Source organism: Vibrio sp. 1F255 (assembly GCF_041439145.1).
GTDB lineage: Bacteria > Pseudomonadota > Gammaproteobacteria > Enterobacterales > Vibrionaceae > Vibrio > Vibrio crassostreae_C.
The window spans coordinates 20,424-46,238 of sequence record NZ_JBGONQ010000008.1; the positions used below are offsets into that span (position 1 = coordinate 20,424).

The following is a 25,815-nucleotide window of genomic DNA, read 5'->3' on the forward strand; positions in this document are numbered from 1 at the left end:
TGTTATTCACTTGCTGTCATTTGCTTACTGTTATTGGAAAGTAAGCGAGCAACAAGATTGTTTACTGCTCTTGTTCGCGCGCAATCGCACGGTAACCAATATCATTGCGGTGGAACATACCATTCCAGCTAACTTGCTTCGTCAACGCGTAAGCGCGCTCTTGAGCCTCAGAAACCGTATTGCCCAGTGCTGTTGCACAAAGTACACGACCGCCGTTTGTCACAACGTCGCCAGCTTCATTATTTGTCGTACCCGCGTGGAAAACCTTTTGGCCTTCAACTTCGCTTGTTGGTAGTGAAATAACGTCACCTTTTGCGTAGTCAGCAGGGTAACCGCCAGCCGCAAGAACAACACCGATAGAAGCGCGTGGATCCCACTTCGATTCTGCTTCGTCGAGCTTCTCGTCGATAGCCATTAGGCAAAGTTCAACAAGGTCTGACTCCATACGCATCATGATAGGTTGCGTTTCAGGGTCGCCAAAGCGGCAGTTGTATTCGATAACTTTAGGTGTGCCGTCAGCATCGATCATTAGGCCAGCGTAAAGGAAACCTGTGTAAGGTGCGCCTTCTGCGTCCATACCACGTACCGTTGGGTAGATAACTTCCTCAAGGATACGGTTGTGGATTTCTGGAGTTACAACCGGCGCAGGAGAGTAAGCACCCATGCCGCCCGTGTTTGGCCCAGTGTCTTTGTCGCCAACACGTTTGTGATCTTGGCTGGTGGCCATAGGAAGCACGCTAGAGCCGTCAACCATTACGATGAAGCTTGCTTCTTCGCCTTCGAGGAACTCTTCGATAACAACGCGGCTGCCTGCTTCGCCAAAGGCGTTGCCCGCTAGCATGTCTTTGATTGCGTCTTCTGCTTCTTCAAGGGTCATCGCAACGATAACGCCTTTACCTGCCGCAAGACCGTCAGCTTTCACTACGATAGGAGCGCCTTGCTCGCGAACGTAAGCGATAGCTGGCTCAATCTCAGTGAAGTTTGAGTAGTAACCTGTTGGGATATCATGACGAGCTAGGAAGTCTTTAGTGAATGCTTTAGAGCCTTCAAGCTGTGCTGCAGCTTGAGTAGGGCCGAAGATTGGCAAACCTACTTCGCGGAATGCATCAACCACACCGATAACCAATGGTGCTTCAGGGCCCACGATAGTCAGTTCGATTTTTTTATCTTGAGCAAACGCGACTAAACCAGCGATGTCTTCAACGCCGATGTTTACGTTCTCTAGTTTTGGCTCAAGTGCAGTGCCTGCGTTACCTGGAGCGATGAATACTGTTTCAACGTTTGGGTTTTGTGCTGCTTTCCAACCTAGTGCATGCTCACGACCGCCAGCACCAATAATCAATACATTCATGTTTTAAACCTTCAATCAAAATTGATAGTAGTAGAACTAAAAAATGTCTGAGCAACACTAAATGATAGTGTTGCTCATCTCGGAGCGCAGCGTTCTCGTTTCCCGTAGCGAAGCGCTCTCGTATCTTTTCTTTCTAGTGGCGGAAGTGACGCATGCCCGTAAAGATCATCGCCATGCCGTGTTCGTCTGCTGCTGCGATAACTTCGTCATCACGCATAGAGCCGCCCGGTTGGATAACACACTTGATTCCAGCCTCTGCAGCCGCGTCGATACCGTCACGGAATGGGAAGAATGCATCTGATGCCATCACACAGCCTTCAACCTGTAGACCTTCGTCTTCAGCTTTGATGCCTGCAATTTTCGCAGAATAAACGCGGCTCATTTGGCCAGCGCCAACACCAATTGTCATGTCGCCTTTCGAGTAAACGATAGCGTTAGATTTAACGTATTTCGCTACTTTCCAGCAGAATAGAGCATCTTTCAATTCTTCAGCTGTTGGTTGACGCTTAGAAACCACTTTCAGGTCATCTTCAGACACCATGCCTTGATCGCGGTCTTGAACTAGCAAGCCACCGTTAACGCGTTTAACGTCAAAGCCAGTCGTCTTAGTTGTCCACTCACCACACTCAAGTAGACGAAGGTTTTTCTTAGCCGCTACGATTTCTACTGCCTCAGCAGAAACTGATGGTGCAATGATAACTTCAACGAATTGACGCTCAGTGATAGCCGTTGCTGTTGCTGCGTCTAGTTCACGGTTGAAAGCGATGATGCCGCCAAATGCAGACGTTGGGTCTGTTTTGAATGCACGGTCGTAAGCTTCTAGGATGTCTTCACCTAGTGCAACACCACATGGGTTAGCGTGCTTAACGATCACACATGCTGGCTGGTCGAACTCTTTCACACACTCAAGTGCTGCGTCGGTGTCAGCGATGTTGTTGTAAGAAAGGGCTTTACCTTGAATTTGGCGAGCAGTAGAAACAGATGCTTCTTCAGGGTTTGCTTCAACGTAGAATGCGGCTGCCTGGTGGCTGTTCTCACCGTAGCGCATGTCTTGCTTTTTCTCGAACTGTTGGTTGAACGTGCGAGGGAATTTAGACTCTTCGTCAGCCTTCTTTCCTTCTTCATCAAGTAGAGAGGCACCGTAAGATGGAACCATAGTGCCGAAGTAGTTTGCGATCATGCCGTCGTAAGAAGCGGTGTGCTCGAATGCTGCGATAGCGAGGTCGAAGCGAGTCTCTAGTGTTAGAGATTTATCGTTCGCGTCCATTTCAGCGACAACGCGCTCGTAGTCGTGTGCGTTAACAACGATCGTTACGTCTTTGTGGTTTTTCGCTGCAGAGCGAACCATTGTAGGGCCGCCGATGTCGATGTTCTCAACAGCATCAGCAAGGGTACAACCTTCTTTAGCAACGGTTTCTGCGAATGGGTATAGGTTTACAACAACCATATCGATAGGGTTGATACCGTGAGTTTCCATCACGTCATCATCTTGGCCACGACGGCCTAGAACACCACCATGAACTTTTGGGTGCAGAGTCTTAACACGGCCATCCATCATTTCTGGGAAACCAGTGTAGTCAGATACTTCTGTAACAGAGATGCCTTTTTCAGCAAGCAGGCGAGCAGTGCCACCGGTAGATAGGATATCTACACCACGGTTAGCAAGAGCTTGTGCAAATTCAACGATACCAGTTTTGTCTGATACGCTGATTAGAGCGCGGCGAATTGGACGAGCGTTATTCATGCTTCCATCTTCCTCAAATTCATGGGGTTAAAATAAAGATATTTGCCAAAAAAGAACTTGTTTCTATCTTCTTAGCGTGGATTATCTTAGATACCAGTAAGAGATAAAATATTGGCCAGTTTTGGTAAAGACCTTTTGGGTTAGTCTTATGATTAAGCTATAAGATAACCAACTCCAAATTTGATGGCGCAGATTCTAACTAATTTATTACAAAAAAGCTCGCGCAATCGTTTGGCATCTCAAAATTAATTATGAAAAGTGCCATTTCAGCCTGAAAAGTAACGATAAGGTTAATTGTGGAATGGACGAAACAGTAGGAAAAAACATGTTTCAGATCGGTGAATTAGCGAAGCGATGCGGTGTGACAGCCGATACCTTGCGATTTTATGAGAAGAATAACCTGATCGCGCCAGCCAGTCGCAGTGACTCGGGTTATCGCCTATATGATGAAAATAACCAGAAACAGGTGACGTTTATTCTCAAATCTAAAGCGTTGGGGCTGAGTTTGGACGAGATTAAAGAATTGCTTGAGATTCGCCTCGAGGCCACACAGCACAGTTGCGCTGAAGTGAAGTCGATTACCTCAGCAAAGCTAGAGATGATTGATGAGAAGATTACCGAGTTAACTAAGATTCGCACCGCACTTAAGAAGATTAATGATGCGTGTTGCGGCCACGTAGACGACGATGCAAGCCATTGTTCGATTCTGGCAGCCTTGGATTCCGCAAACGTCGACAAAGGGCGCTGTTGTCGCACTGGAGAGTAATCAGCCACTATCACGGATCGACAAGCCAAAAAAAAGCCAAACTCAACAATGAGCTTGGCTTTCAATTCAATAAATTACGAAAGAACGATTAGTTCATGCCGTATTTTTTAAGTTTCTTGCGAAGAGTACCGCGGTTAATACCCATCATGGTTGCTGCGCGAGTTTGGTTACCGCGAGTGTACTGCATGATAGTGTCTAGTAGTGGCTGTTCAACTTCAGCTAATACTAATTCGTATAACTCGCTGACTTCTTGACCGTTTAATTGAGCAAGGTAATTTTTCAATGATGCTTTAACTGAGTCACGTAGTGGCTTCTGCGTGATTTGGTCTTGTGATGTAACTGTAGTTACTGTCAATGCTTCTGAAGTCAGATTTTGTTCGAACATATTCGGTCTAGCTCTTCTCGTAATTATGGTGCAACGTTATCAAAAAAACCTTCTAGCGCTTCAAGCTGCAGATCACCTGCTTCGAATGCGTTGAAGGTACGGCGAAACTCACTCGCTTGTTCATGTTCTTTTAGATACCAACCCACATGCTTACGAGCGATGCGAGGGCCTAAAAACTCTCCATAAAATTCATGTAGAGCGTGCACATGACCAAGCATGATGTCTTTCACTTCCGAAATCGGGAGTGGGTCCATCGTGGTGCCGTTTTCCAAATAGTGTAGGATTTCGTTAAAAATCCAAGGACGTCCTTGGGCAGGTCGACCTATCATTAAAGCATCAGCGCCGGTGTACTCCAGCACAAACTTCGCTTTTTCCGGACTATCGATATCACCGTTAGCGATAACCGGAATAGATACTGCTTGTTTCGCTGCTTTAATGTGTTTGTATTCTGCCTCACCTTTGTACATACAAGCGCGAGTTCTTCCATGGAGCGCAAGAGCTTGTATGCCGCAGTCTTCGGCTATTTTCGCGATTTGGACACAGTTTCTATTGTCTGTATCCCAGCCTGTGCGCGTTTTCAACGTTACTGGAACGTCGACAGCATTTACCACCGCTTTCAGAATGTCTTCAATGAGTTCTGGATGCTGCAGTAAGGCTGAGCCCGCAAGCTTCTTATTCACTTTTTTGGCTGGACAACCCATGTTGATATCGATGATTTGCGCACCGTTATCGACATTAAATTGAGCAGCCTCGGCCATAAGCTGTGGATCTGCACCAGCGATTTGTACTGAACGAATGCCCGATTCGCCTTCATGTACCATACGCTGCTGAGACTTTGACGTTTTCCAAACTTTCGGATTGGAGGACATCATTTCACTGACTGCCATCCCCGCACCGTAGCGAAGACACAACTCACGGAATGGTCTATCCGTTACGCCAGCCATAGGAGCGACGATTAGATTGTTCTTAAGTTGATAATTTCCGATTTTCAAAAATGTCATCACAGTTCTGTACCAGCAAGGGCGCGCATTTTACGCATTTTTTCGCTGCGTGAAAAGACTAATATTTGAGCATTTACAATTTGTTTTTGTAATTTGTTTAAATTTCAGTCAATTAGCGCCCAAAGTCTTGTCTAGCCTTGCTTGCGACCTGAGATTCGACACCATTCTTGTTGTTCGATGATCGGATCAATGTGAAGCTCATCACGATAATAAGTGGCAACATCTTCTGCTTGTGTATCTAAAACACCCGACATCGCAAGTACACCATTTGGCTTAACTAGGCCCTTGATGATGCCAGAAAGGTCGCGTAATGGACCCGCAAGAATGTTGGCAACAACAACGTCTGCTAGCAAACCTTCCGGTTGATCTTGTGGCAAGAACACCTCTAGTTGCTCAGCAACGCCATTGCGTTGTGCGTTGTCTTTTGATGCAAGCAGAGCTTGAGGATCAATGTCGATCCCGATAACTTTTGCTGCGCCTAGTTTGATCGCAGCGATCGCTAGGATGCCTGAGCCACAACCGAAGTCGATCACGGTTTTGCCTGCAAGGTCTAAGCCTTCAAGCCACTCAAGACACAATGCCGTTGTCGGGTGAGTACCTGTACCAAATGCAAGGCCAGGGTCTAGCATTACGTTAACAGCGTCAGGTTCAGGGATATCGCGCCAGCTAGGGCAGATCCATAAACGCTCACCAAACTTCATTGGGTGGAAGTTGTCCATCCATTCACGCTCCCAATCCTTGTCTTCAATTTGCTCTACTTTATGAGCAAAGTCTGCAGGGAACATGTTGCTTGCTTTAATCTGCGCTAGAACGACACCAGTATCAGTCTCAGCGTCGTAAAGCGCGAGAATGTCAGTATCACCCCAAAGGCGAGTTTCGCCTGGCAGAGGCTCAAATACAGGGGTATCTTGTGCATCCAGGAAAGTTACAGAAAGAGCACCAGTCTCTTCCATTAACATGTCGCCGATTTGTTCGGCATTTTCATTGGTAGCATTAAGCTTGATTTGAATCCAAGGCATGGCTGCATCTTCTATATGAGAAAAATTGGATGGCGAGTCTAGCAGAAAATATGAGCAAATTCACCAAAACCCCACGGAATATAATGGGGATTAAAGATTGATTTTTTCGGCGGTTCAAAAACAAAAATGCTCACCGAAGTGAGCATTTTGACTGTTCTTAAACGAACGGATTATGACAAACCAAGTTTCTTCTCAAGGTAGTGGATGTTTGCACCACCGTGTTGGAAGTTTTCGTCGTTCATAATAGACAGTTGAAGCTCAGTATTAACGTTAATACCTTCAACAATCATTTCACCCAATGCGTTCTTCATACGAGCGATAGCAACATCACGGTTCTCACCGTAAGTGATCAGCTTACCAATCATTGAATCGTAGTGTGGTGGCACTGTGTAACCCGTGTAGATGTGAGATTCCCAACGTACGCCCATGCCGCCTGGTGCGTGGAAACGTTCAATCTTACCTGGTGAAGGTAGGAAACGAACTGGATCTTCAGCATTGATACGACATTCGATTGAGTGGCCACGCAGCTTAATGTCATCCTGAGTGAATGATAGAGGCTGACCAGCTGCAATACGTAGCTGTTCTTTCACTAGGTCGATACCCGTTACCATTTCAGTAATCGTGTGTTCAACCTGGATACGAGTGTTCATTTCGATGAAGTAGAATTCACCGTTCTCGTATAGGAATTCAAATGTACCTGCACCGCGGTAACCGATCTCAATACATGCACGAGTACAACGTTCGCCAATGTACTTACGCATCTCTTCAGTGATACCTGGAGCTGGCGCTTCTTCCACAACTTTCTGGTGACGACGTTGCATTGAACAGTCACGCTCACCTAGGTGGATAGCATTACCTTGGCCATCTGCAAGCACTTGTACTTCAATGTGACGTGGGTTTTCTAGGAATTTCTCCATGTAAACCATGTCGTTGTTGAAACATGCTTTTGCTTCAGCACGAGTCATCGCGATAGCTTCTGTTAATTCTGCTTCAGAACGAACAACACGCATACCACGACCGCCGCCGCCGCCAGATGCCTTGATGATAACTGGGAAGCCAATGCGTTTAGCGTGCGCTTTGTTTTTTGCTTCGTCGTCGTCAAGAGGGCCGTCAGAACCTGGTACACAAGGTACGCCAGCTTTCTTCATTGACGTGATAGCTGACACTTTGTCACCCATCATGCGAATGGTTTCAGCTTTAGGGCCAACGAAGATAAAGCCACTGCGCTCTACCTGTTCTGCAAAGTCTGCATTTTCAGATAGGAAGCCGTAGCCAGGGTGAACAGCTACTGCACCTGTAACTTCAGCTGCGCTGATGATACGAGGGATGTTTAGGTAGCTATCGATACCACGAGCTGGACCGATACAAATGGTTTCGTCTGCAAGCAGTACGTGCTTAAGGTCACGGTCAGCAGTTGAGTGAACCGCTACCGTTTTAATGCCAAGCTCTTTACATGCACGCAGAATACGTAGTGCAATCTCACCACGGTTCGCGATTACTAATTTATCTAACATAATGAGTGCTCTCTATTATTCGATAATTACTAGAGCTTGGTCGAATTCTACTGGTTGACCGTCTTCAACTAGGATAGCTGTTACAACACCAGATTTATCAGCTTCGATTTGGTTCATCATTTTCATTGCTTCAACGATACATAGCGTTTCGCCAGCAGTTACAGATTGACCAACTTTAACGAATGGTTTTGCGTCTGGGCTTGGAGCGCCGTAGAAAGTACCAACCATTGGAGAAAGAACTTGGTGACCAGCTGGAACTGCAGGAGCTGCTGCTTCTGCTGCTACAGGTGCCGCCGCAGGAGCTGCTGCCGCTACAGGTGCTGGAGCAGCTGCATATTGAACAGGTGCTACAGGTGCAGTGCTGTTACGACTGATTCGTACTGACTCTTCACCTTCAGAGATTTCTAGCTCAGAAATACCAGACTCTTCAACCAATTCGATTAGCTTTTTGATTTTGCGAATATCCATTGTTTCTTTCTCTTTATCTGTTAATTGAACTTACTCTATGACTGAGTAGGTTAGTAATAGTTCGTTGTTTATGTTTACTTTGAGTTGAGCTTGCTGAGCGCAGCGGTCAAAGCAAATTGATAACCTTGGGCACCTAAGCCACAAATCACACCTTCTGCTTTATCAGATAGGTAAGAGTGGTGACGGAATGGTTCACGCGCGTGAACATTCGATAGATGAACCTCAATAAATGGTATGGCAACGCCAAGTAGTGCATCACGCAGTGCCACACTGGTATGTGTAAAGGCTGCTGGGTTGATAATAATAAAATCAACATTTTGATAAGCACTATGGATAGCTTCAATCAGTTCGTACTCACGATTTGACTGTAAGTGAGATAGCTCAACATCGTGTGCTTTCGCTTGCTCGGTCAGTGAGCTAATAATCTGGTCAAGTGTTTGAGAACCGTAGTGTGCGGGCTCTCTAAGGCCTAACAGGTTAAGGTTTGGGCCATTTAAAACTAGAATGCGAAACTTTGTAGACATCGTGGGGCTATCTTCCTTTATCGTGTTTACGAACGTGAATGTTGCCATTTTATTGAAAATTTGCGGTTAATTTCCAGTGAGAAAAACCCAAATTTAAAAATTAGAACCAGATTATAGCTAATTCAGCGCAAATCGCAGCAATTTACTGGTCTAATCTCCTATTGATACAGCTTGGAATTGTTACCAACTTAACAAAAAAGCGTCTTAGCCTTAATTTGGGGCGGGATATTTGAGATCAAGATCAGCCATAAAAAAACCGCCACATAGGTGACGGTTTAGAAAGTGCTGTTTTAAACAGTGATTAGCTGCTGTGACTGGTTGCTTATGCCAGTTCTGCTTTCTCGGCAATCAGCTTATCAACCACACTTGGGTCGGCCAGTGTCGAGGTATCACCTAGGTTACCTGTATCGCCAGTCGCGATTTTACGCAGGATACGACGCATGATTTTACCCGAACGAGTTTTTGGTAGAGAGTCGGTCCAGTGCAGTACATCTGGCGTTGCAATTGGGCCAATCTCTTTACGTACCCAGTCTTTTACTTCTTTATGAAGCTCTGCGGTTGGGAACTCACCATCATTCAGCGTGATGTAAGCGTAAATCGCTTGGCCTTTAATATCATGAGGGATGCCCACAATCGCGGCTTCTGCAATCTTATCGAACGCGACTAGAGCCGATTCAATCTCAGCAGTACCCATACGGTGACCTGATACGTTAAGTACATCATCGACACGCCCCGTAATCCAGTAGTAACCGTCTTCATCACGACGAGCGCCGTCACTGGTGAAGTACATGCCTTTAAAGGTCGAGAAGTAAGTCTGTTCGAAGCGGTCATGATCGCCATGAACGGTACGCATTTGGCCTGGCCAAGAGTCAAGAATCACTAGGTTGCCGTCTGTTGCACCCTCAATGATGTTACCCATGTTATCAACCAGTGCCGGTTGCACACCGAAGAATGGACGAGTTGCAGAGCCCGGTTTCAGGTCTGTTGCGCCTGGTAGCGGTGCAATCAAGATACCGCCCGTTTCTGTTTGCCACCATGTATCAACAATTGGAGATTGCTCATTACCGATTGTTTTGTAGTACCACTCCCACGCCTCTGGGTTGATAGGTTCACCCACTGAGCCCATGATTCTTAGGCTGTCACGAGAAGTACCTTCAACGGCTTCATTGCCTTTCGCCATCAATGCACGAATAGCCGTTGGCGCCGTATAAAGAATATTAACTCGGTGCTTATCGACCACTTCGCTCATGCGGCTGGTGTTCGGGTAATTTGGCACGCCTTCAAACAGAATCGTTTTTGCGCCATTAGCAAGCGGTCCGTAAACAAGATATGTGTGACCGGTAATCCAACCCACATCGGCTGTACACCAGAAAGTCTCGCCTTCTTGGTAATCGAATACGTATTTGAAGGTCATCGCAGCATAAACAAGGTAGCCACCTGTGGTGTGCATAACGCCTTTAGGTTTACCTGTTGAGCCTGACGTATAAAGGATGAATAGTGGATCTTCTGCGTTCATCTCTTCTGGTGGGCAATCTGCAGATACATTAGCAATAGCATCGTGCCACCACACATCGCGATGTTCGTGCCATGCCACATCACCGCCAGTGCGTTTGAATACAACAACCTTCTCGATGTTTTTCACTTCAGGGTTCGTCAGTGCTTCATCGACATTCTTTTTCAGTGGAACAGCACGGCCGCCACGCACGCCTTCATCGGCAGTGATAACGACTTTAGAATTTGAATCGATAATACGACCAGACAGTGCTTCTGGTGAGAAACCACCAAATACGACTGTGTGAACCGCACCGATACGGGTACACGCCAGCATGGCTACTGCCGCTTCTGGCACCATTGGCATGTATAAACAAACCACATCACCTTTGCGCACGCCTTGCTCTTTTAGAGCATTCGAAAACAGGCACACTTCTTTATGCAGTTCATTAAAAGTTAGAGTTTTATCATCTGCCGGGTCATCGCCTTCCCAGATGATAGCGACTTCATCACCGCGCTCAGCAAGGTGGCGGTCGATACAGTTAGCCGAAACGTTAAGCGTGCCATCTTCAAACCAGCGAATATCAATGTGGCCAGGGTCGAAAGAGGTGTTTTTTACTTGTGTGAAAGGTTTGATCCAATCAACGATTTTTCCGTGTTCACCCCAAAAGCCTTCAGGGTCAGAAACAGATTGCTGGTACATGGCTAGGTAAGTGTCATTATCCGCGTGTGTGGTTGATTTAATATTTTCTTTTACCGGATAAACGTGGGCTTCACTCATTGCATCTCTCCTTGTGCCTACATTCCTAATGAACTGGCAACTTCCTTTGTGTTCAGTTTCTAGGTCTATTACAGAACCGTCTTTGTGTTATCACTCTCGGCTAGGACGGCGATTTCCACAATTAGACTTTAGGATGAGACGCTGCTTTTCACTTACAAAATAGCGAGTTAAGTTCAATTTTGAGATGTTGCTCTCTATGTGAAGCGCCAGTGGTTGAATTAAGAATAAGAAGAGTTGAAACGGGGAAGGTCACCATGTTTCAGGCGCACAAAGATCAGCGCAGCGGAGATAGCGTCTTGTAATGCATCATGTTTATTGACCGGGATAGGTAAATCGAGTTGGCGACAGATGGCGTCCATACTGAGATCAAAATAGGCATTGGGCAGCTGTCTTTCGAGTTTGTCTTGATAGAGTTGGCTCACTTCGACTAATCGGTTAGGCAGTGGAAATCCAAGCTGTTTTAAACAGGCGCGGTCGAGAATTTTTTTATCATAGCGGATGTGATAGCCGACTAAAGGACGATTTCCAATGAAGTTCAGTAGCTCGATTAAAGCCTGTTTTTCTTCGATGCCGTGCTTTAGATCTTGATGACGGATACGGTGGATTTTTATTGAATTGCAATCGAGCGATTGGGGGGCGCGCAACCGGACTTCAAAAGGTTGGCTGGTAATGATTCGGTTACCGATGATCTTGGTCGCGGCAATGGTAACTAATTCTGCCTGATTGGGATCTAGGCTGGTGGTTTCACAATCGAGCGATACATATTCATTATCAATAGGCGCGGTAAACAGAGGCTGATAGAGGGAGCCTTTGAGCTTGTGATGCCAGTAATAGCGAACCAACCTATTCATCGTTCAATGCCTAATCCCGTATCTGATAGTGGTAGCCGAGCCATTGCTTGAATTTCTTCACCACGTGCAGGCTATGACGAAGCAGATCCCTGTCTGCTCGTTCCATCAGTTTGACGTTAATCTTGTTGCTGCTGTGCTGCTGAGAAAGCCTTTGGGCTAAGCGCCACTTAAAGAATTGCTTGAGTGCTTCACTGAGATTATCGGCAGTACTTTGCTCTAATACTTTCTTGCTGACCAGCTGCTCAATGCGTTCGAAGGTGTTGTTGACCGTGACACCATGTTCTAGGCAAAGCGCTCTCACACCATGCACGATAGGGAAAATACCGCCTTGTTTGATATCGAGTCCGGACTTGGATTGCTTCACATTACCAAACAGGGTCAGGGGAACTGAGAAGTTCAGCGCCGGGCGGCAGAACTCCGTCAGAATCAATTCTTGTCCGAGCATTAAATCACTGAGGTGCTGCTTTACAGGTTTTAATAACTCTCTATTCCCCGCTACTGCGTGTGCATCTGCCATGATCGCGATATCCATCACGGTGTCTGGCGTGGCTTTTTTTACCCAATGGGTAAGGGTTTGTTTCCACTCTTGCTCTGAATGCACCCATTTCGGATTGTTGACCATCACGTTGCCCGGGCACAGTGGGTAACCCAATTGTTGAAGGGTATGAGTGAGGTCGTTCATGGCACTTTGGCATTGATGCCATTCCAAACCATCTTGAATAATCAGAGCGTTGTCTTGATCGGTTTTGAGAATTTGTTCCCCACGGCCTTCGGAACCCAACACGATTAGGCAGCAATGATTATGCAGTGCAGGTGGGATCACCAACTCAAAAGCCTTCTCTATGATCTGTTCGTTGACCGCAGAAATCAGCTCCATGATAAAGCGTGTGCGAATCCCATTACTGAGCAAGCTCTCGACCAGTTGACGTTGTTTGTTGGATGCCATTGCCAATTCTTCAACGCTGGTGGCGCGCGCAATACGCAAAGTAAGAACGTGGGAGTGTGTGGAGAATGCACTGAGAATCTGTGTCATATCCACCATGCCGACCGCATTTTTACCATCACAAACCATCAACCTTTTTACTCGATTTCTGGTCATGGTAATCATGGCGTTAAATAAGAAATCGCCTTGGTTCACGTGCATCACCGGAAACGTTGCGATCTCACCGACAGGCGCATCCAGTGTGAAATTATCGAGCATCACAGCATGCAATAAATTGGTTCGAGTGACGATTCCATACGACAAGGAACATGATGATCCAAAAGCTTTTGGATCATTATGTTCCAAATGGACTAGGGCCGAGTCTAACCCTTGTTCTTTAAGGGTTTGAGTGACTTGGTTGATCGGTTGGTTTGGTTCAAGTATCAGTGGTGGGTGATAGATAGAGTCATCCACTTTGGTTAATATAAACTCGGCAAGATTCTGTTGCTGCTGAGCGGCCTCAATCAGAGCTTTCCGTGTCGACAGGTTACTATCAAAGTAGGCGGCAAATTGACCATTGGCGTGATAAAGATCGAGAAAAACATCGGTAGGCAGTAGGTAGCTTAAGGTGTCTTCGAGTGCGATATATTGATGTTTGGTGTGAGGTTCAAACTGGCTGCGCACATCAAAAATATCGTCATTGGCGTAATGTGCGTAAATCTCACCATCACTGCTCGCGCGCTCTTCAACGGCTCCTTTGATCAGGATGTGCAGGTGTCTGCTCGGCCTATCTGCTTCCAGTATCACTTCTTGAGAGCGGTAATACACCACGTCTAATGAAGAGCGAAGCTTCAACTGTTCCGTATCGGACAGGCTATCGAAGGGCGGGTGCTGCATATTAAATTTGTCAGGCATAAGCATCACAAGAAGAAATGGGAGTCTTTAATCAGTCTGACAAAATACCAGCGAAGCTCCAGACGACTTTAGTCTAAATGCGAGTATGAGTATTGATGAGCGTGAAATCTCTTGTTGAAATGCGATATCCAGACCCATTGAATATGGGAATACTATCCCAGTAATAATTCCCTTTTTCATCGTATGCGAGATAGGCATAATTGGTGCTGCCTTTTTCCGCACACTTTATAGGTCATTTATGTTTAGCCCTTCACCCTATGGCTGGATCTCTCAGTATTTTCTTGGTTTCTTTTTTGCGTATGGCGTGTATTTGCCATTTTGGGCGTTGTGGTTTGAAGACCAAGGCGTGTCTGCTGGTGATATTGGCGTATTGATTGGTATCGGCTTTGCGACTCGTTGTGTGGCCAACTTAGTGATTACGCCGCGTATCCATAAAGTGGAACACTTGATGCCAGCGCTACGCTGTTTGAGTTTCGCTGCGCTGCTGTTTGTCGGTTTCCACTTCTTCACCGGTGGCAGCTTTATACTGATGTTGTTGGCAACGGTACTGTTTAACCTCTGTTGTGGGCCGATCATTCCTCTTTCTGATGCGATGGCTAACCATTACAGTCGTTTGAAAATGCTCGACTACGGCCGAACTCGTCTTTGGGGATCAATTGCCTTTATCGCAGGTTCAACGGTTGTTGGCTATTTGGTGGCACAATTCGGCACTGACATGATTTTGTATACTGCGCTTGCCGGTGTGTTGCTGTCATTGATTCTTGCGATGAGAAACCCCAATGTGATGCCAGTAACACAATCTGAGCAACAAGCGGCGCGACCAAAACTAGGTGAACTGCTGCGTGAGTCGTCAGTGGTAAAGTTTTTAGCCTTGATGGCGCTGCTGCAAGGTAGTCATGCGGCTTACTACAGTTTTAGTGCGATTTATTGGAAAGAAGCGGGTCACTCAGAAGCTATCATCGGTTATTTGTGGAGTTTAGGTGTTGTTGCTGAAGTGGCCGTATTTGCTCTGAGTAAGCGATTATTCTCAGGCTGGTCACTGCGTACTTTGTTTGTCGTCGCGGCTATTGGGGTGATGGCGCGTTGGGGTATAACCGCATCAACCACGGCGATTTTTGCACTGGTGATGGTGCAGTTGCTGCACGGTGTGACATTTGCCATGGCACACATCGCCGCGATTCAATACATCCAATCTGAAGAACAAAACAAGATGGTTGCGCTACAAGCCCTGTATAACGCGATTCCATTAGGTGCCTTTATTGCACTGATGACCACCTTAAGTGGTTGGGGTTATGAGCTTTGGGGCGCAAATATCTTCTGGGGCATGGCTGCAATGGGTGCACTTGCTCTGTTCATTAAGTTGGATGAAAGAAGTTCAGTGGTTGAGATTAATCAATCAGATTCGGAACAGTCAGAATCTCACAGCAAATGCTGATAATTAGAGTCTAAAGCACAGAATTTAAGCGATGCGATTGAGTTAATCACCCATCCTTAGTTAAATGAAACCTCTCCCTTATGGAGAGGTTTTTTTATGGATGAAAAAAGGGTTTTCAATGCAAGGATGGATAGTAATTCCAGTCTCTTTAGCCTACTTGGGCGTGTTATTTCTGATCGCTTGGTATGGAGACAGGCAGGTTCGTTGGCTATCGCGTTGGCGCCCGTGGATCTATAGCCTTTCGATTGCCGTGTATTGTACCTCTTGGACCTTCTATGGAACGGTCGGGCAGGCGAGTAACAACCCTTGGTCTTTTTTACCCATTTACCTCGCCCCGATTCTAGTCTTTACACTAGGCTGGCGGATCTTGGCGCGGCTGATCCTGATTGCGAAGCGGGAACATATCACCTCCATTGCCGACTTTATCGCGGCTCGTTATGGAAAATCTCAGGGCTTAGCGGTGGCGGTGACGGTTATCGCCGTGGTTGGTATCCTTCCTTATATTGCTCTGCAACTGCGTGGTATTACCATGGGGTTGGATATTGTTGCACCCAACCTAGCGGCTGACTTCGGTTATCAGGACTATCATGTGTCTTGGTTTGTGGTCGGTGCTTTGGCTATTTTCACCATGCTGTTTGGTACAAGACACATTGATAACACAGAGCATCACCGTGGCATGATGATGGCGGTGGCGTTTGAATCCATCGTTAAGCTCGCGGCATTCCTGATCGTTGGCCTATTCATCATGTATCTGGCGATGAGCAGCGACAAGATCGACTTGCTTGATGTGGCGGCTTCCACCTACGAATCACCCAATATTCCGACCTTAATTATTCATACCGTTTTGACCATGTTGGCGATTGTCTGTCTGCCACGCCAGTTCCATACCATGGTGGTAGAGAACGAACGTCCTCAAGACCTGCATACCGCTCGTTGGTTGTTTCCGCTTTACCTGATTTTGATGGGACTGTTCGTGCTGCCAATTGCTTGGGCAGGACAAGGACTACTTACTGGTATGCCAGCGGATACCTATGTGATCAGTGTGCCAATGTCAGAAGGCGCTAATCACATTGCCTTGCTGGCTTTCCTTGGTGGTACGTCTGCGGCAAGTGGCATGGTGATAGTGTCGACCATCGCCTTGGCGATCATGGTGTCGAATGATTTAGTGATGCCATTGTTACTGCGCCGTATGCGCCTAACTCAAAGAACCCATCGACACTTTTCTGGCCTGCTATTGGTGATTCGCCGCGGGCTAATTTTACTGCTGTTACTGGGTGCTTGGCTGTTTTATCAGGCGCTCGATACCATCCATTCACTGTCAGCGATTGGCTTTCTTTCCTTTGCTGCGATTGCTCAATTCGCGCCAGCACTTATTGGTGGTTTGTACTGGCGCCCGGGTAACCGCAAGGGCGTGTATGTCGGCTTAATGGTGGGCTCGTTGATTTGGCTGATTACCTTGATGAGCCAAACCAGCATGTTGGCTGGCGACAGTGAAAGTAACCTTTTACTGTGGATTATCACGCCGCCAGAACTGCTCAGTAGCTGGAATATCAGCAGTTCAAACTGGGGCATTGTGCTGAGTATTGTACTTAATACCTTGTGCTATGCCGTGGTTTCGATGACGACTCGCCCAAGCCTAAGTGAGCGCTTACAATCAGCAGCATTTGTTGGCACGCCGCTGCCTGAAAACGAGAATATCAGCCTTTACCAGAACCGAGTGACGGTCGCTGAATTAGAGATGCTGGCGTCGCGTTTTGTAGGCCGTAAGCGTGCGAAAAGTGCCTTACACAGCTATTGGCAACAACACGGTCAGCCGCTGCTTCCTAATCAACAAGCGCCTGCAAGTCTGATTCGACACGCAGAGCGCGTGCTCGCCGGAGTATTCGGTGCTTCGTCTGCTAAGTTAGTACTTACTTCCGCTTTACAGGGAAGAAACATGCAGCTTGAAGAAGTCGCGACCATCGTGGATGAAGCTTCGGAACTGTACGACTTCAGCCGTGGTTTACTGCAAGGAGCGATTGAACATATTGGCCAAGGCATCGCAGTAATCGACAAACAAATGAGGCTGGTGGCATGGAATCAGCGTTACCTAGAGTTGTTTGAGTTCCCTGCTGGCTTGATTCAGGTTGGGCGACCCATTTCAGATGTGATTCGTCATAATGCTGAACAAGGTTTGTGTGGCCCGGGTGACCCAGAAGATCATGTGCGTCGCCGTGTTTATCATTTGGAGCAAGGCACTCGACATACCTCTTCTCGCATTCGTCCTGATGGTCGAGTGATTGAAGTGCAAGGTAACCCGATGCCAAGTGGTGGCTTTGTGATGAGCTTTACCGACATCACGGTATTCCGACAAGCAGAGCAAGCGCTAAAAGATGCCAACGAAAGTTTGGAATCGAGAGTGCATGAGCGAACTCAAGAGCTCGAAAAACTGAATCATCGCTTGGTAAAAGCCACGCAGATTTCGGATCAAGAATCACAATCTAAGAGTCGTTTTCTAGCCGCGGTAAGCCACGATTTGATGCAGCCGCTCAATGCCGCACGTCTATTTGCTTCGTCACTGTCTGAGGTGGCAAAAGAGCAAGAGGTGAAGCAATTGTCATCTCACATCGAGAGTGCACTTGGCGCCGCAGAAGATTTGATTGGTGACTTGCTAGATATCTCTCGATTGGAGTCCGGAAAGTTAGAAACCAACATTCACGCGATTGCCGTGCATGACGTATTAACCAATTTGAACGCGGAATTTAGCGCTCTAGCGAGACAACAGAAAATTGAGTTTAAGATGATTCCGTCGTCATTGTTCATTCATTCAGACCCTAAGCTGTTGAGGCGTGTGATTCAGAACTTTTTGACCAATGCGTTCCGCTACAACCCGGAAGGGAAAGTGGTACTGGGTGCGAGAAGAGTCAATGGACAGGTTCGAATTGATGTGTGGGATAATGGAACCGGTATCGATGAAGACAAGCAACAAGAAATCTTTGAAGAGTTTACTCGTGGCAGCCAAGTACGAGCCGATCAAGGATTGGGGTTAGGGCTGGCTATCTCGAAAGGTATTGCTCATGTGCTTGGCCATCAAATTTCGATGCGCTCATGGCCGGGGCAAGGCAGTGTCTTTTCCATCACTTTAGCTAGAGCGGAAAAAGTGGCTCCAGTTGTGCAAGCTTCGACGCCAATGGCGACCAGCGACATCGAACATCTCAAGATATTGTGTGTCGATAATGAACGAGAAATCTTAGTCGGTATGGAAAACCTGATCGGACGTTGGGGCTGTGAGGTTAAGACGGCGGTTGATTTGGTCGAAAGCTTGCAGTGCCTAGATGAGGGTTGGCTACCTGATGTGATTTTCTCTGATTACCGTTTAGATAATGGCAGAACGGGTCTCGAAGTCCTGCAGCAGTGTCGCTTGCGCCTCGGAGACTCTTTTGAAGGGGTCATCATTAGTGCCGATAGAACCGATGACATGTTGGCAGCGATAAAGGCCAACAGCTTTCGCTTTATTGCCAAGCCAGTGAAGCCACTTAAGTTAAGAGCGGTCTTGAATCGAGTGAGCTAGTTTGGGTTAACAGGCTCGGATTAGTACGTTCGTGAGCGGATAGTGAAAAGGCCTCAGATGAGGCCTTTTTTGTCTCTGTTTTTTTTGCGAACGCCGATTCGCTTGTTAATTCAATAACTAACCAGCAATGCCACCTTGTGTCAGTGTGGTTGGATCAAGCAGTTTACTGAGCTCTTCTCGGCTAAGATCGGTTTCTCTTTCTGCGACATCCAGAATTGGTAAGCCTTCTTTGTAAGCTTTCTTGGCAATATCAGCCGCCTTCAAGTAGCCAATCACAGGGTTAAGTGCGGTCACTAGGATTGGGTTCTTTGACAGTGCCAAATCGAGATTGTCTTGGCGTACCGTGAAGGTCGCGATGGCTTTGTCCGCTAAAGCGACTGAGCTGTTTGCCAATAACTCAATACTTTCCAACACGTTATGAGCAATCACTGGCAGCATCACATTAAGTTGGAAGTTACCTGATTGTCCGGCTACGGTAATGGTGGTGTCGTTGCCAATGACTTGCGCCGCCGCCATAGCTGCAGCTTCTGGAATCACAGGATTTACCTTGCCAGGCATGATCGATGAGCCTGGTTGTAGAGCCTGTAATTCAATTTCCCCTAAGCCAGCCAACGGCCCAGAGTTCATCCAGCGAAGATCGTTTGAGATCTTCATGATCGCAACTGCTGCCGTTTTGAGCTGACCTGACAGCGCAACGATCGCGTCTTGACTGCTGAGGCTAAAAAAGAAGTTTTCACTCGAGCTAAAACTGATCTTTGTCGATTGAGACAGGTTACTCGCAAACTTATCGGCAAAGCGTGGGTCAGCATTGATCCCTGTTCCAACCGCAGTACCACCTTGTGCTAAAGCCTTGATAGCGGGCAGGGTGTTCTCTATTGCTTGCTTAGCGTGTTCTATCTGAAATTTCCAACCACCTAGCTCTTGAGCAAAGGTCATTGGCATCGCATCCATTAGATGAGTGCGGCCGGTCTTCACGACCTCCGCAAGTTCCTGTTGTTTGATGGTGAGTGCTTCAGAAAGGTGAGTTAATGCAGGTAATAGCTTATTTTCAGCCATCAAAGCAACGCTCACTTGAATTGCGGTTGGCACCACATCGTTACTGCTTTGGCCCATGTTGACGTGATCATTGGGGTTCACGTCGCCTTGCAAGCTTCTTGAGGCAAGCGTAGCAATCACTTCATTGGCATTCATGTTGGAACTGGTACCTGAACCGGTTTGGTAGACATCGATAGGGAATTGATCGAGGTGTTTACCCTCAATGATCTCTTGGCTGGCTTCGGCTATCGCGTTGGCAATATCACCTTCCAGTAGACCTAACTGAGCATTGGTATCTGCCGCTGCCTGTTTAATTAACGCCAGTGCTTGAATAAAACTGGTCGGCATCTTGTGAGAGCTAAACGCGAAGTTATCCGCTGCACGCTGAGTTTGTGCTTGGTATAGCGCATCGGCAGGGACTTTCACTTCGCCCATGCTGTCTTTTTCAATCCGAAATTGTAGGGTCATGTTCTATCCTTGTTAGCCAAGTGGGACTTGGACTTGTTGTAGTGTTTGGCTGAGATTCAAAAAACGCGCTTGGCCTTGAGGTTGCTGGCAGTAGTGGCGCTTCAAATAAAATAGTGGTGAGTGAATAGAGTCTAGGCAGATATGACGAAAGGCGAAACTGCGCTGAGGAGACTCAATCGCTTCAATCAAATGAAAGAAAACTTGGCGTAGATACAGCTCGCACAACAAGATGTTTTCTTGAGCGGCATGCTTTTCATAGTAAGCCGAAAGCGTCAGTGCACACTCGATATACTCTCGAATTACAAACGGCTCATGGCCTTGAACTTGTTCTAATGAAGCAAAGCGATCCTGTGCTTTGTAAAATCTCGAATAGAGAACCTGCTGCTCTTTCATCATCATCTGCATCTCTTTATTGGATGTTAATGATAATTATTATCAAATAAAATTTTAAAAACAACCCTTTGTTTATCTTTTTATAAAGTGAGCAGAAAAAGAAAAAGCCGATACACGAAGTATCGGCTTTCTGGAGTCAGTACCTAATCCCTACAATGTAAGTACTGATTCATTTTTTGCTAAACATCTTTGTTTAATGGTCGTGCTTAGTGGTCGTGAGCTTCACCTGCACCTTTCGGGTAACGGATGTTCTCAACCATATCTTGTACATCTTGTGGTACTTCAGCAGTTACTTTGTTTACAGCAATCGATACTACGAAGTTTAGACACATACCTAGCGTACCGATGCCTTCTGGGCTGATACCAAACCACCAGTTTTCAGGTGTGCTTGCTGCTGGGTTAATGAACTTGAAGTAGATGATGTAGCTTGCTGTGAAGGCAATACCTGACAACATACCTGCAATTGCGCCTTCCTTGTTCATCTTCTTGTAGAAGATACCTAGGATAATCGCTGGGAAGAAGGATGCTGCGGCTAAGCCGAAGGCAAACGCTACTACCTGTGCTACAAAGCCTGGTGGGTTAATACCTAAGTAACCGGCACCGACAATCGCGACCATGGCTGCCAGACGAGCGGCTAACAGCTCCTGCTTGTCGGTCATGTTTGGTCTGAAGCCTTTCTTCAACAAGTCATGTGAAATCGACGTTGAGATGACCAATAGTAGACCCGCGGCTGTTGATAGTGCGGCTGCTAGGCCACCGGCTGCAAGCAGTGCTACAACCCAGTTTGGTAGTTTCGCTAGCTCTGGAGAAGCCAGTACGATGATGTCACGGTTAATCTTCATCTCGTTGCGCTCATCGCCCGAGTAGAACATTTTGCCATCGCCGTTCTTATCTTCCCAACCTACTAGGCCAGTGCTTTCCCAGTTTTTGTACCAGCTTGGTGCGTCCGCTGCAGCGACACCTTGCATGTCAGGGCCGTTGATTGTTTCGATCATGTTTACACGAGCGAATGCTGCAACGCCTGGTGCTGTTGTGTATAGCAATGAGATGAACAGTAGTGCCCAACCCGCTGAGATACGAGCATCACGTACTTTTGGTACCGTGAAGAAACGAATGATTACGTGTGGAAGACCCGCAGTACCGACCATTAGAGCCGCACAGATGAAGAATACATCTACCATGCTCTTGTTACCTTCGGTATAGGCGGTAAATCCGAGTTCTTCGGTCAGTCCATCCAGTTTATCAAGAAGGTAAACATCTGTGCCTGATAGCGTAGAGCCCATACCAACTTGTGGAAGTGGGTTACCTGTCATCATGATTGAGGTAAAGATTGCTGGAACAAGGAAGGCGAAAATGAGGACACAGAATTGAGCTACCTGCGTATAAGTGATGCCTTTCATGCCACCTAGTACTGCGTAGAAGAACACAATACCCATACCAATGATGATGCCTAGGTTAATATCAACTTCTAGGAAACGAGAGAATACAACGCCCACACCACGCATCTGGCCTGCAACGTACGTAAACGATACGAAGATTGCACAGAATACCGCTACCATACGTGCCGTTTTCGAGTAGTAACGCTCACCGATGAAATCAGGAACCGTAAACTGACCGAACTTACGTAGGTAAGGTGCTAAACATAGCGCAAGTAGTACATAACCACCTGTCCAACCCATTAGGTAAACCGCACCGTCGTAACCAACGAATGAGATGATACCTGCCATTGAGATGAATGATGCTGCCGACATCCAGTCAGCGGCGGTCGCCATGCCGTTTGCTACTGGGTGTACACCACCGCCAGCAACGTAGAACTCACTAGTAGACCCTGCACGAGCCCAGATTGCGATGCCGATATATACCGCGAAAGTAATACCGACGAGAATAAACGTCCAAGTTTGAATATCCATGTTCTAGCCTCTAGTCTTCCTGTACGTTGTATTTTTTGTCGAGCGCATTCATGCGGACAACGTAAATAAATATCAGCGCCACGAAGGTGTATATCGAACCTTGCTGAGCGAACCAAAATCCTAGCTTGAACCCGCCAAACTGAACGGTATTGAGGGCATCCACAAATAAGATGCCAGCGCCGTAAGACACCGCAAACCAGACCGCGAGCAGTGTTCCCATAATTCCCAAGTTTTCCTTCCAGTAGGCTTGAGCATGTTCCGTAGATTCGAACGCCATTGCCTTCTCCTTTATTCCGTTTTCGTAGAAACTGTTTTTGTGAAACCGTTTTGTAAAATAGCGTGTTAACGTAATGTTACGATTTAGAATGTAGCAAGGATAAGTCAAGGGATCTGTGCAACTTTAGTCGGGATGGTATTAGCGCTAATGTACTGAAATATGGGAGCTAGGAGACATAACCATAGAAAAATGTGATGTTACAATGTTGTTAAATTAGCCAAAGGTCTAACAAAAAGGGATGAATTAGACTGCGAGTCATAAAATTTAACAACTAAATGACCGAGAAACGGTATTTAGCCCTGCTTATGACACGAAGCGAAACATAAGTTTGTTATAGTAACAACGGCACTTTCACCGACCGTGCCTTGCTAAACGGCAGAAGATCAACAAGCTAGTGGTAAAAGATCAACAGGCTTAAAGCTCGGATTTTATTCTTTGGGGGAACGAATTGGACGCAATAACCATTAACCACTTATTCTTGACTGGTGCCGTACTCATCGCCATCAGCGTGCTTTTCTCACAAGTGTCCTCTCGATTGGGCGTTCCTATTCTTTTGATCTTTTTGTTCGTTGGTATGTTAGCGGGTGAAGATGGACCCGGTAATATTCATTTCGATGATTACTCACTGACCTACTTGGTGAGTAACCTTGCGCTTGCCGTGATTCTGTTGGATGGCGGTATGCGAACCAAGGTGGCGAGCTTCAAGGTCGCTTTCTGGCCTTCGCTCTCGCTGGCGACGATAGGTGTCGCATGTACAGCAACCTTAACCGGATTAATGGCGGCTTGGCTGTTTGACTTGTCATTAATGCAGGGCATCTTGGTCGGGGCGATTGTTGGTTCAACCGATGCGGCAGCGGTATTCTCTTTGCTGAAAGGACAGAGTCTCAATGAGCGTGTTGGCTCAACCCTAGAGATCGAATCGGGCACTAACGACCCAATGGCGGTCTTCCTGACGGTGACCTTAATTGCGCTGTTAGGTAACCCTGACGCTGAGATGGAAATGAACTTCCTACTGCAAAGTTTTGCGATGCAGTTTGGTATCGGTACTCTTGTTGGTATTGGCGGCGGCTGGGTTCTATGGAGCTTAATCAATCGAGTACAATTGGCTGATGGCCTTTATTCCATTCTGGTACTCAGTGGGGGCGTGGCTCTGTTTGCGTTCTCTAACATGCTTGGCGGCAGCGGCATCTTATCGATTTACTTAGTGGGCTTGTTCATTGGTAATCGTCCGACGCGCTCGCGACACTCGATTCTTAATGTTCTTGATGGCATGACGTGGCTAAGCCAGATCGTGATGTTCTTGGTATTGGGTTTATTGGTGACGCCATCAACGTTGATGGACATTGCTCTGCCTGCGCTGGCACTGGCCTTCGGTATGATTTTGTTTGCTCGTCCGCTGTCGGTTTGGTTGGGTTTGCTGCCGTTCAGAAGCTTTACCACCAAGGAACGTTGGTTTGTTTCTTGGGTCGGTCTACGCGGCGCGGTACCGATCATTCTGGCGGTGTTCCCGATGATGGCTGGCCTGCCTAATGCTCAGCTTTACTTCAACATCGCGTTCTTCGTGGTTATGGTGTCGCTGATTGTTCAAGGCGGCAGCTTGATGAAAGTCGCGAGATTGGCTCAAGTGACGCTACCTCCAACGCCGACACCGATTTCTCGTACTGGCATTGAAATTTACCCTGCTAGTGAGTGGGAGATGTTTGTCTACAAGCTGAAAGAAGAGAAGTGGTGTGTGGGCGAACCACTAAAGCGTTTGTCTATGCCGGAAGGAACGCGAATTACTGCACTGTTTAGAAAGGATGCCTTGCTTCACCCATCAGGCAGCACCGTGTTAGAGGCGAACGATATCTTATGTGTGCTTGGTCAAGACAAAGATTTGGACAGCTTAAGTTCGTTGTTCAGTGAGGCGCCTCTAGCAGAAGAGGCGGCACGATTCTTTGGTGACTTCTTCTTGGATGTTGAGCTATCAGTTGCGGCAGTGAGTGATTGTTATGGTATTGAACTTGGCTCGGAAGAAGAGCGAGAAATGACGCTAAAACAATTGGTTGCTCAAGAGCTTGGCGCACACTCTGTATTGGGTGATAGCTTTGAGTGGCATGACATCACTTGGGTGGTTGCAGAGATAGATGATCATAAAGTCGTCAGGTTGGGTTTATGTTTACCTAAGACGACTTTAGAAGAGGATATCAGTGAAGCTTAATTGTGGACTTCTTGTAGCAAGATAACCGCTTGAGTACGATTTTTCACATCCAGTTTACGGAAGATGGCCGTCATATGTGCTTTGATGGTCGCTTCCGAAACATTCAATTCATACGCGATTTGCTTGTTAAGCAAGCCGTCAGAAAGCATCCCTAATACCTTGTATTGCTGAGGCGTCAGTGTGGAAATCTTTTCTGCAAGGTCGCTACACGCTGCATTATTGGTGATAAGCCCTTCAGGGAAGAACGGGTCGCCATTCAGCACTTGATTCAGTGCACTCACCAACTCACGCATATCACTCGACTTAGGAATAAAGCCAAACGCACCGTGGCTCTTCACCTGAGTGACCACGCTGGCATCTTCACTGGCAGAAACCACCACAATCGGTAGATCTGGGTATTCAGCGCGCAGTTGAATTAAGCCTGACATGCCATTGGCGCCCGGCATTTTCAGATCGAGCAGTAATAGATCCGGCTCGCCTTCTTTCTTTAGCAGAGTCAGTAAGGCATCGAGAGAATCGGCCTCAAGCAGGTTCGCACCACTGATCGCCATATGAACTGACTGAAACAGGGCGTTGCGAAAGAGAGGGTGGTCATCAGCAATGATGATGGTATAGGTCGAGTCCATGACGTTCATACTTTTAACAATTTAGTTAATATTTATTATCATCCTGATTGAGTATGTGGACAATATCTATGCATTAAAAGTCTGAACCATATCGACTTTTATCCCCGGAATAAGAAAGCGTTACTCTGAATAGCAAAAAAGCCGCACTGCCATCTCGTTACGGAGGGGCGGTGCGGCTTTCGATTCGGC

20 protein-coding genes are annotated in these 25,815 nt (G+C 46.9%); 4 read left to right on the top strand and 16 right to left on the bottom strand.

The genetic code is table 11. The features are described from left to right. Nucleotides 1-61: 61 nt before the first annotated feature. The gene (gene purD, locus ACED41_RS06855) at nt 62-1,351 is read right to left on the bottom strand and encodes a phosphoribosylamine--glycine ligase (protein ID WP_017062702.1); all 1,290 of its coding nucleotides are present in this window, start codon (nt 1,349-1,351) and stop codon (nt 62-64) included. A gap of 133 nt (nt 1,352-1,484) precedes the next feature. Beyond that, entirely contained in the window at nt 1,485-3,095 is a 1,611-nt protein-coding gene (gene purH / locus ACED41_RS06860; RefSeq protein ID WP_371724704.1) for a bifunctional phosphoribosylaminoimidazolecarboxamide formyltransferase/IMP cyclohydrolase, read from the bottom strand. Nucleotides 3,096-3,420: 325 nt separating this feature from the next. On the opposite strand from purH, the gene zntR reads away from it, so the two are divergent. After that, nucleotides 3,421-3,861 (top strand): Zn(2+)-responsive transcriptional regulator, encoded by a 441-nt coding sequence (zntR, locus tag ACED41_RS06865; protein WP_017062704.1) that lies wholly within the window; start codon nt 3,421-3,423, stop codon nt 3,859-3,861. An 88-nt stretch (nt 3,862-3,949) separates the two neighbouring features. On the opposite strand, the gene fis is transcribed toward zntR, so the two are convergent. The 9 genes from fis to ACED41_RS06910 form a co-directional block, all read right to left on the bottom strand. After that, a complete protein-coding gene (gene fis / locus ACED41_RS06870) occupies nt 3,950-4,246 on the bottom strand; it encodes a DNA-binding transcriptional regulator Fis (protein WP_004729744.1) in 297 nt (98 codons plus the stop codon). Nucleotides 4,247-4,269: 23 nt separating this feature from the next. Next, nucleotides 4,270-5,238 carry a tRNA dihydrouridine synthase DusB gene (gene dusB, locus ACED41_RS06875; protein WP_032546269.1) on the bottom strand — a complete coding sequence of 323 codons (969 nt, stop codon included), beginning with the start codon at nt 5,236-5,238 and terminating at the stop codon, nt 4,270-4,272. Nucleotides 5,239-5,378: 140 nt separating this feature from the next. Beyond that, a complete protein-coding gene (gene prmA, locus ACED41_RS06880; protein ID WP_017055901.1) occupies nt 5,379-6,266 on the bottom strand; it encodes a 50S ribosomal protein L11 methyltransferase in 888 nt (295 codons plus the stop codon). Nucleotides 6,267-6,436: 170 nt separating this feature from the next. After that, entirely contained in the window at nt 6,437-7,780 is a 1,344-nt protein-coding gene (gene accC / locus ACED41_RS06885) for an acetyl-CoA carboxylase biotin carboxylase subunit (RefSeq protein ID WP_017062706.1), read from the bottom strand. A 15-nt stretch (nt 7,781-7,795) separates the two neighbouring features. Further along, the gene (accB, locus tag ACED41_RS06890; protein ID WP_017062707.1) at nt 7,796-8,248 is read right to left on the bottom strand and encodes an acetyl-CoA carboxylase biotin carboxyl carrier protein; all 453 of its coding nucleotides are present in this window, start codon (nt 8,246-8,248) and stop codon (nt 7,796-7,798) included. Nucleotides 8,249-8,322: 74 nt separating this feature from the next. After that, nucleotides 8,323-8,772 carry a type II 3-dehydroquinate dehydratase gene (gene aroQ / locus ACED41_RS06895; RefSeq protein WP_010435475.1) on the bottom strand — a complete coding sequence of 150 codons (450 nt, stop codon included), beginning with the start codon at nt 8,770-8,772 and terminating at the stop codon, nt 8,323-8,325. A gap of 322 nt (nt 8,773-9,094) precedes the next feature. Further along, nucleotides 9,095-11,044, bottom strand: a complete 1,950-nt coding sequence (gene acs, locus ACED41_RS06900) for an acetate--CoA ligase (protein WP_371724705.1) — start codon at nt 11,042-11,044, stop codon at nt 9,095-9,097. 218 nt (nt 11,045-11,262) lie between these two features. Then, nucleotides 11,263-11,895: a 3'-5' exonuclease gene (locus ACED41_RS06905; RefSeq protein ID WP_371724706.1), complete on the bottom strand. Its 633-nt coding sequence runs from the start codon at nt 11,893-11,895 to the stop codon at nt 11,263-11,265. A gap of 10 nt (nt 11,896-11,905) precedes the next feature. After that, a complete protein-coding gene (locus ACED41_RS06910; RefSeq protein ID WP_371724728.1) occupies nt 11,906-13,738 on the bottom strand; it encodes a DUF294 nucleotidyltransferase-like domain-containing protein in 1,833 nt (610 codons plus the stop codon). 232 nt (nt 13,739-13,970) lie between these two features. Between ACED41_RS06910 and ACED41_RS06915 the strand changes: the two genes are divergently transcribed. Together ACED41_RS06915 and ACED41_RS06920 are read left to right on the top strand one after the other, a co-directional pair. Then, the gene (locus ACED41_RS06915) at nt 13,971-15,167 is read left to right on the top strand and encodes a 3-phenylpropionate MFS transporter (RefSeq protein ID WP_017062710.1); all 1,197 of its coding nucleotides are present in this window, start codon (nt 13,971-13,973) and stop codon (nt 15,165-15,167) included. A 118-nt stretch (nt 15,168-15,285) separates the two neighbouring features. Then, complete coding sequence (locus ACED41_RS06920; protein WP_136974344.1) at nt 15,286-18,717, top strand: PAS domain-containing hybrid sensor histidine kinase/response regulator; 3,432 nt, start codon at nt 15,286-15,288, stop codon at nt 18,715-18,717. Nucleotides 18,718-18,834: 117 nt separating this feature from the next. Here the strand turns inward: ACED41_RS06920 and ACED41_RS06925 are convergent, their stop codons facing one another. From ACED41_RS06925 to ACED41_RS06940, 4 genes are all read right to left on the bottom strand, one after another. After that, the gene (locus ACED41_RS06925) at nt 18,835-20,220 is read right to left on the bottom strand and encodes a lyase family protein (protein ID WP_017062713.1); all 1,386 of its coding nucleotides are present in this window, start codon (nt 20,218-20,220) and stop codon (nt 18,835-18,837) included. A 12-nt stretch (nt 20,221-20,232) separates the two neighbouring features. Next, a complete protein-coding gene (locus ACED41_RS06930) occupies nt 20,233-20,619 on the bottom strand; it encodes a hypothetical protein (protein ID WP_371724707.1) in 387 nt (128 codons plus the stop codon). Between the two features lie 200 nt (nt 20,620-20,819). Continuing rightward, nucleotides 20,820-22,523 (bottom strand): sodium:solute symporter family protein, encoded by a 1,704-nt coding sequence (locus ACED41_RS06935; RefSeq protein ID WP_017062715.1) that lies wholly within the window; start codon nt 22,521-22,523, stop codon nt 20,820-20,822. Between the two features lie 10 nt (nt 22,524-22,533). Next, a complete protein-coding gene (locus ACED41_RS06940) occupies nt 22,534-22,800 on the bottom strand; it encodes a DUF4212 domain-containing protein (protein ID WP_010435433.1) in 267 nt (88 codons plus the stop codon). A gap of 448 nt (nt 22,801-23,248) precedes the next feature. Here ACED41_RS06940 and ACED41_RS06945 point away from each other — a divergent pair, with 448 nt between their 5' ends. Next, nucleotides 23,249-25,000 carry a potassium/proton antiporter gene (locus ACED41_RS06945; protein ID WP_229647413.1) on the top strand — a complete coding sequence of 584 codons (1,752 nt, stop codon included), beginning with the start codon at nt 23,249-23,251 and terminating at the stop codon, nt 24,998-25,000. Here ACED41_RS06945 and ACED41_RS06950 read toward each other — a convergent pair. Continuing rightward, the gene (locus ACED41_RS06950; RefSeq protein ID WP_017062717.1) at nt 24,997-25,626 is read right to left on the bottom strand and encodes a response regulator transcription factor; all 630 of its coding nucleotides are present in this window, start codon (nt 25,624-25,626) and stop codon (nt 24,997-24,999) included. The two genes, ACED41_RS06945 and ACED41_RS06950, sit on opposite strands and share 4 nt — an antisense overlap. Between the last annotated feature and the right edge of the window lie 189 nt (nt 25,627-25,815).

What these genes read in the sequence shown, in the direction of transcription:
- purD (WP_017062702.1), bottom strand. Translation starts at nt 1,351, where the DNA reads ATGAATGTATTGATTATTGGTGCTGGCGGTCGTGAGCATGCACTAGGT.
- purH (WP_371724704.1), bottom strand. Translation starts at nt 3,095, where the DNA reads ATGAATAACGCTCGTCCAATTCGCCGCGCTCTAATCAGCGTATCAGAC.
- zntR (WP_017062704.1), top strand. Translation starts at nt 3,421, where the DNA reads ATGTTTCAGATCGGTGAATTAGCGAAGCGATGCGGTGTGACAGCCGAT.
- fis (WP_004729744.1), bottom strand. Translation starts at nt 4,246, where the DNA reads ATGTTCGAACAAAATCTGACTTCAGAAGCATTGACAGTAACTACAGTT.
- prmA (WP_017055901.1), bottom strand. Translation starts at nt 6,266, where the DNA reads ATGCCTTGGATTCAAATCAAGCTTAATGCTACCAATGAAAATGCCGAA.
- accC (WP_017062706.1), bottom strand. Translation starts at nt 7,780, where the DNA reads ATGTTAGATAAATTAGTAATCGCGAACCGTGGTGAGATTGCACTACGT.
- accB (WP_017062707.1), bottom strand. Translation starts at nt 8,248, where the DNA reads ATGGATATTCGCAAAATCAAAAAGCTAATCGAATTGGTTGAAGAGTCT.
- aroQ (WP_010435475.1), bottom strand. Translation starts at nt 8,772, where the DNA reads ATGTCTACAAAGTTTCGCATTCTAGTTTTAAATGGCCCAAACCTTAAC.
- acs (WP_371724705.1), bottom strand. Translation starts at nt 11,044, where the DNA reads ATGAGTGAAGCCCACGTTTATCCGGTAAAAGAAAATATTAAATCAACC.
- ACED41_RS06905 (WP_371724706.1), bottom strand. Translation starts at nt 11,895, where the DNA reads ATGAATAGGTTGGTTCGCTATTACTGGCATCACAAGCTCAAAGGCTCC.
- ACED41_RS06910 (WP_371724728.1), bottom strand. Translation starts at nt 13,738, where the DNA reads ATGCTTATGCCTGACAAATTTAATATGCAGCACCCGCCCTTCGATAGC.
- ACED41_RS06915 (WP_017062710.1), top strand. Translation starts at nt 13,971, where the DNA reads ATGTTTAGCCCTTCACCCTATGGCTGGATCTCTCAGTATTTTCTTGGT.
- ACED41_RS06920 (WP_136974344.1), top strand. Translation starts at nt 15,286, where the DNA reads ATGCAAGGATGGATAGTAATTCCAGTCTCTTTAGCCTACTTGGGCGTG.
- ACED41_RS06925 (WP_017062713.1), bottom strand. Translation starts at nt 20,220, where the DNA reads ATGACCCTACAATTTCGGATTGAAAAAGACAGCATGGGCGAAGTGAAA.
- ACED41_RS06930 (WP_371724707.1), bottom strand. Translation starts at nt 20,619, where the DNA reads ATGATGATGAAAGAGCAGCAGGTTCTCTATTCGAGATTTTACAAAGCA.
- ACED41_RS06935 (WP_017062715.1), bottom strand. Translation starts at nt 22,523, where the DNA reads ATGGATATTCAAACTTGGACGTTTATTCTCGTCGGTATTACTTTCGCG.
- ACED41_RS06940 (WP_010435433.1), bottom strand. Translation starts at nt 22,800, where the DNA reads ATGGCGTTCGAATCTACGGAACATGCTCAAGCCTACTGGAAGGAAAAC.
- ACED41_RS06950 (WP_017062717.1), bottom strand. Translation starts at nt 25,626, where the DNA reads ATGGACTCGACCTATACCATCATCATTGCTGATGACCACCCTCTCTTT.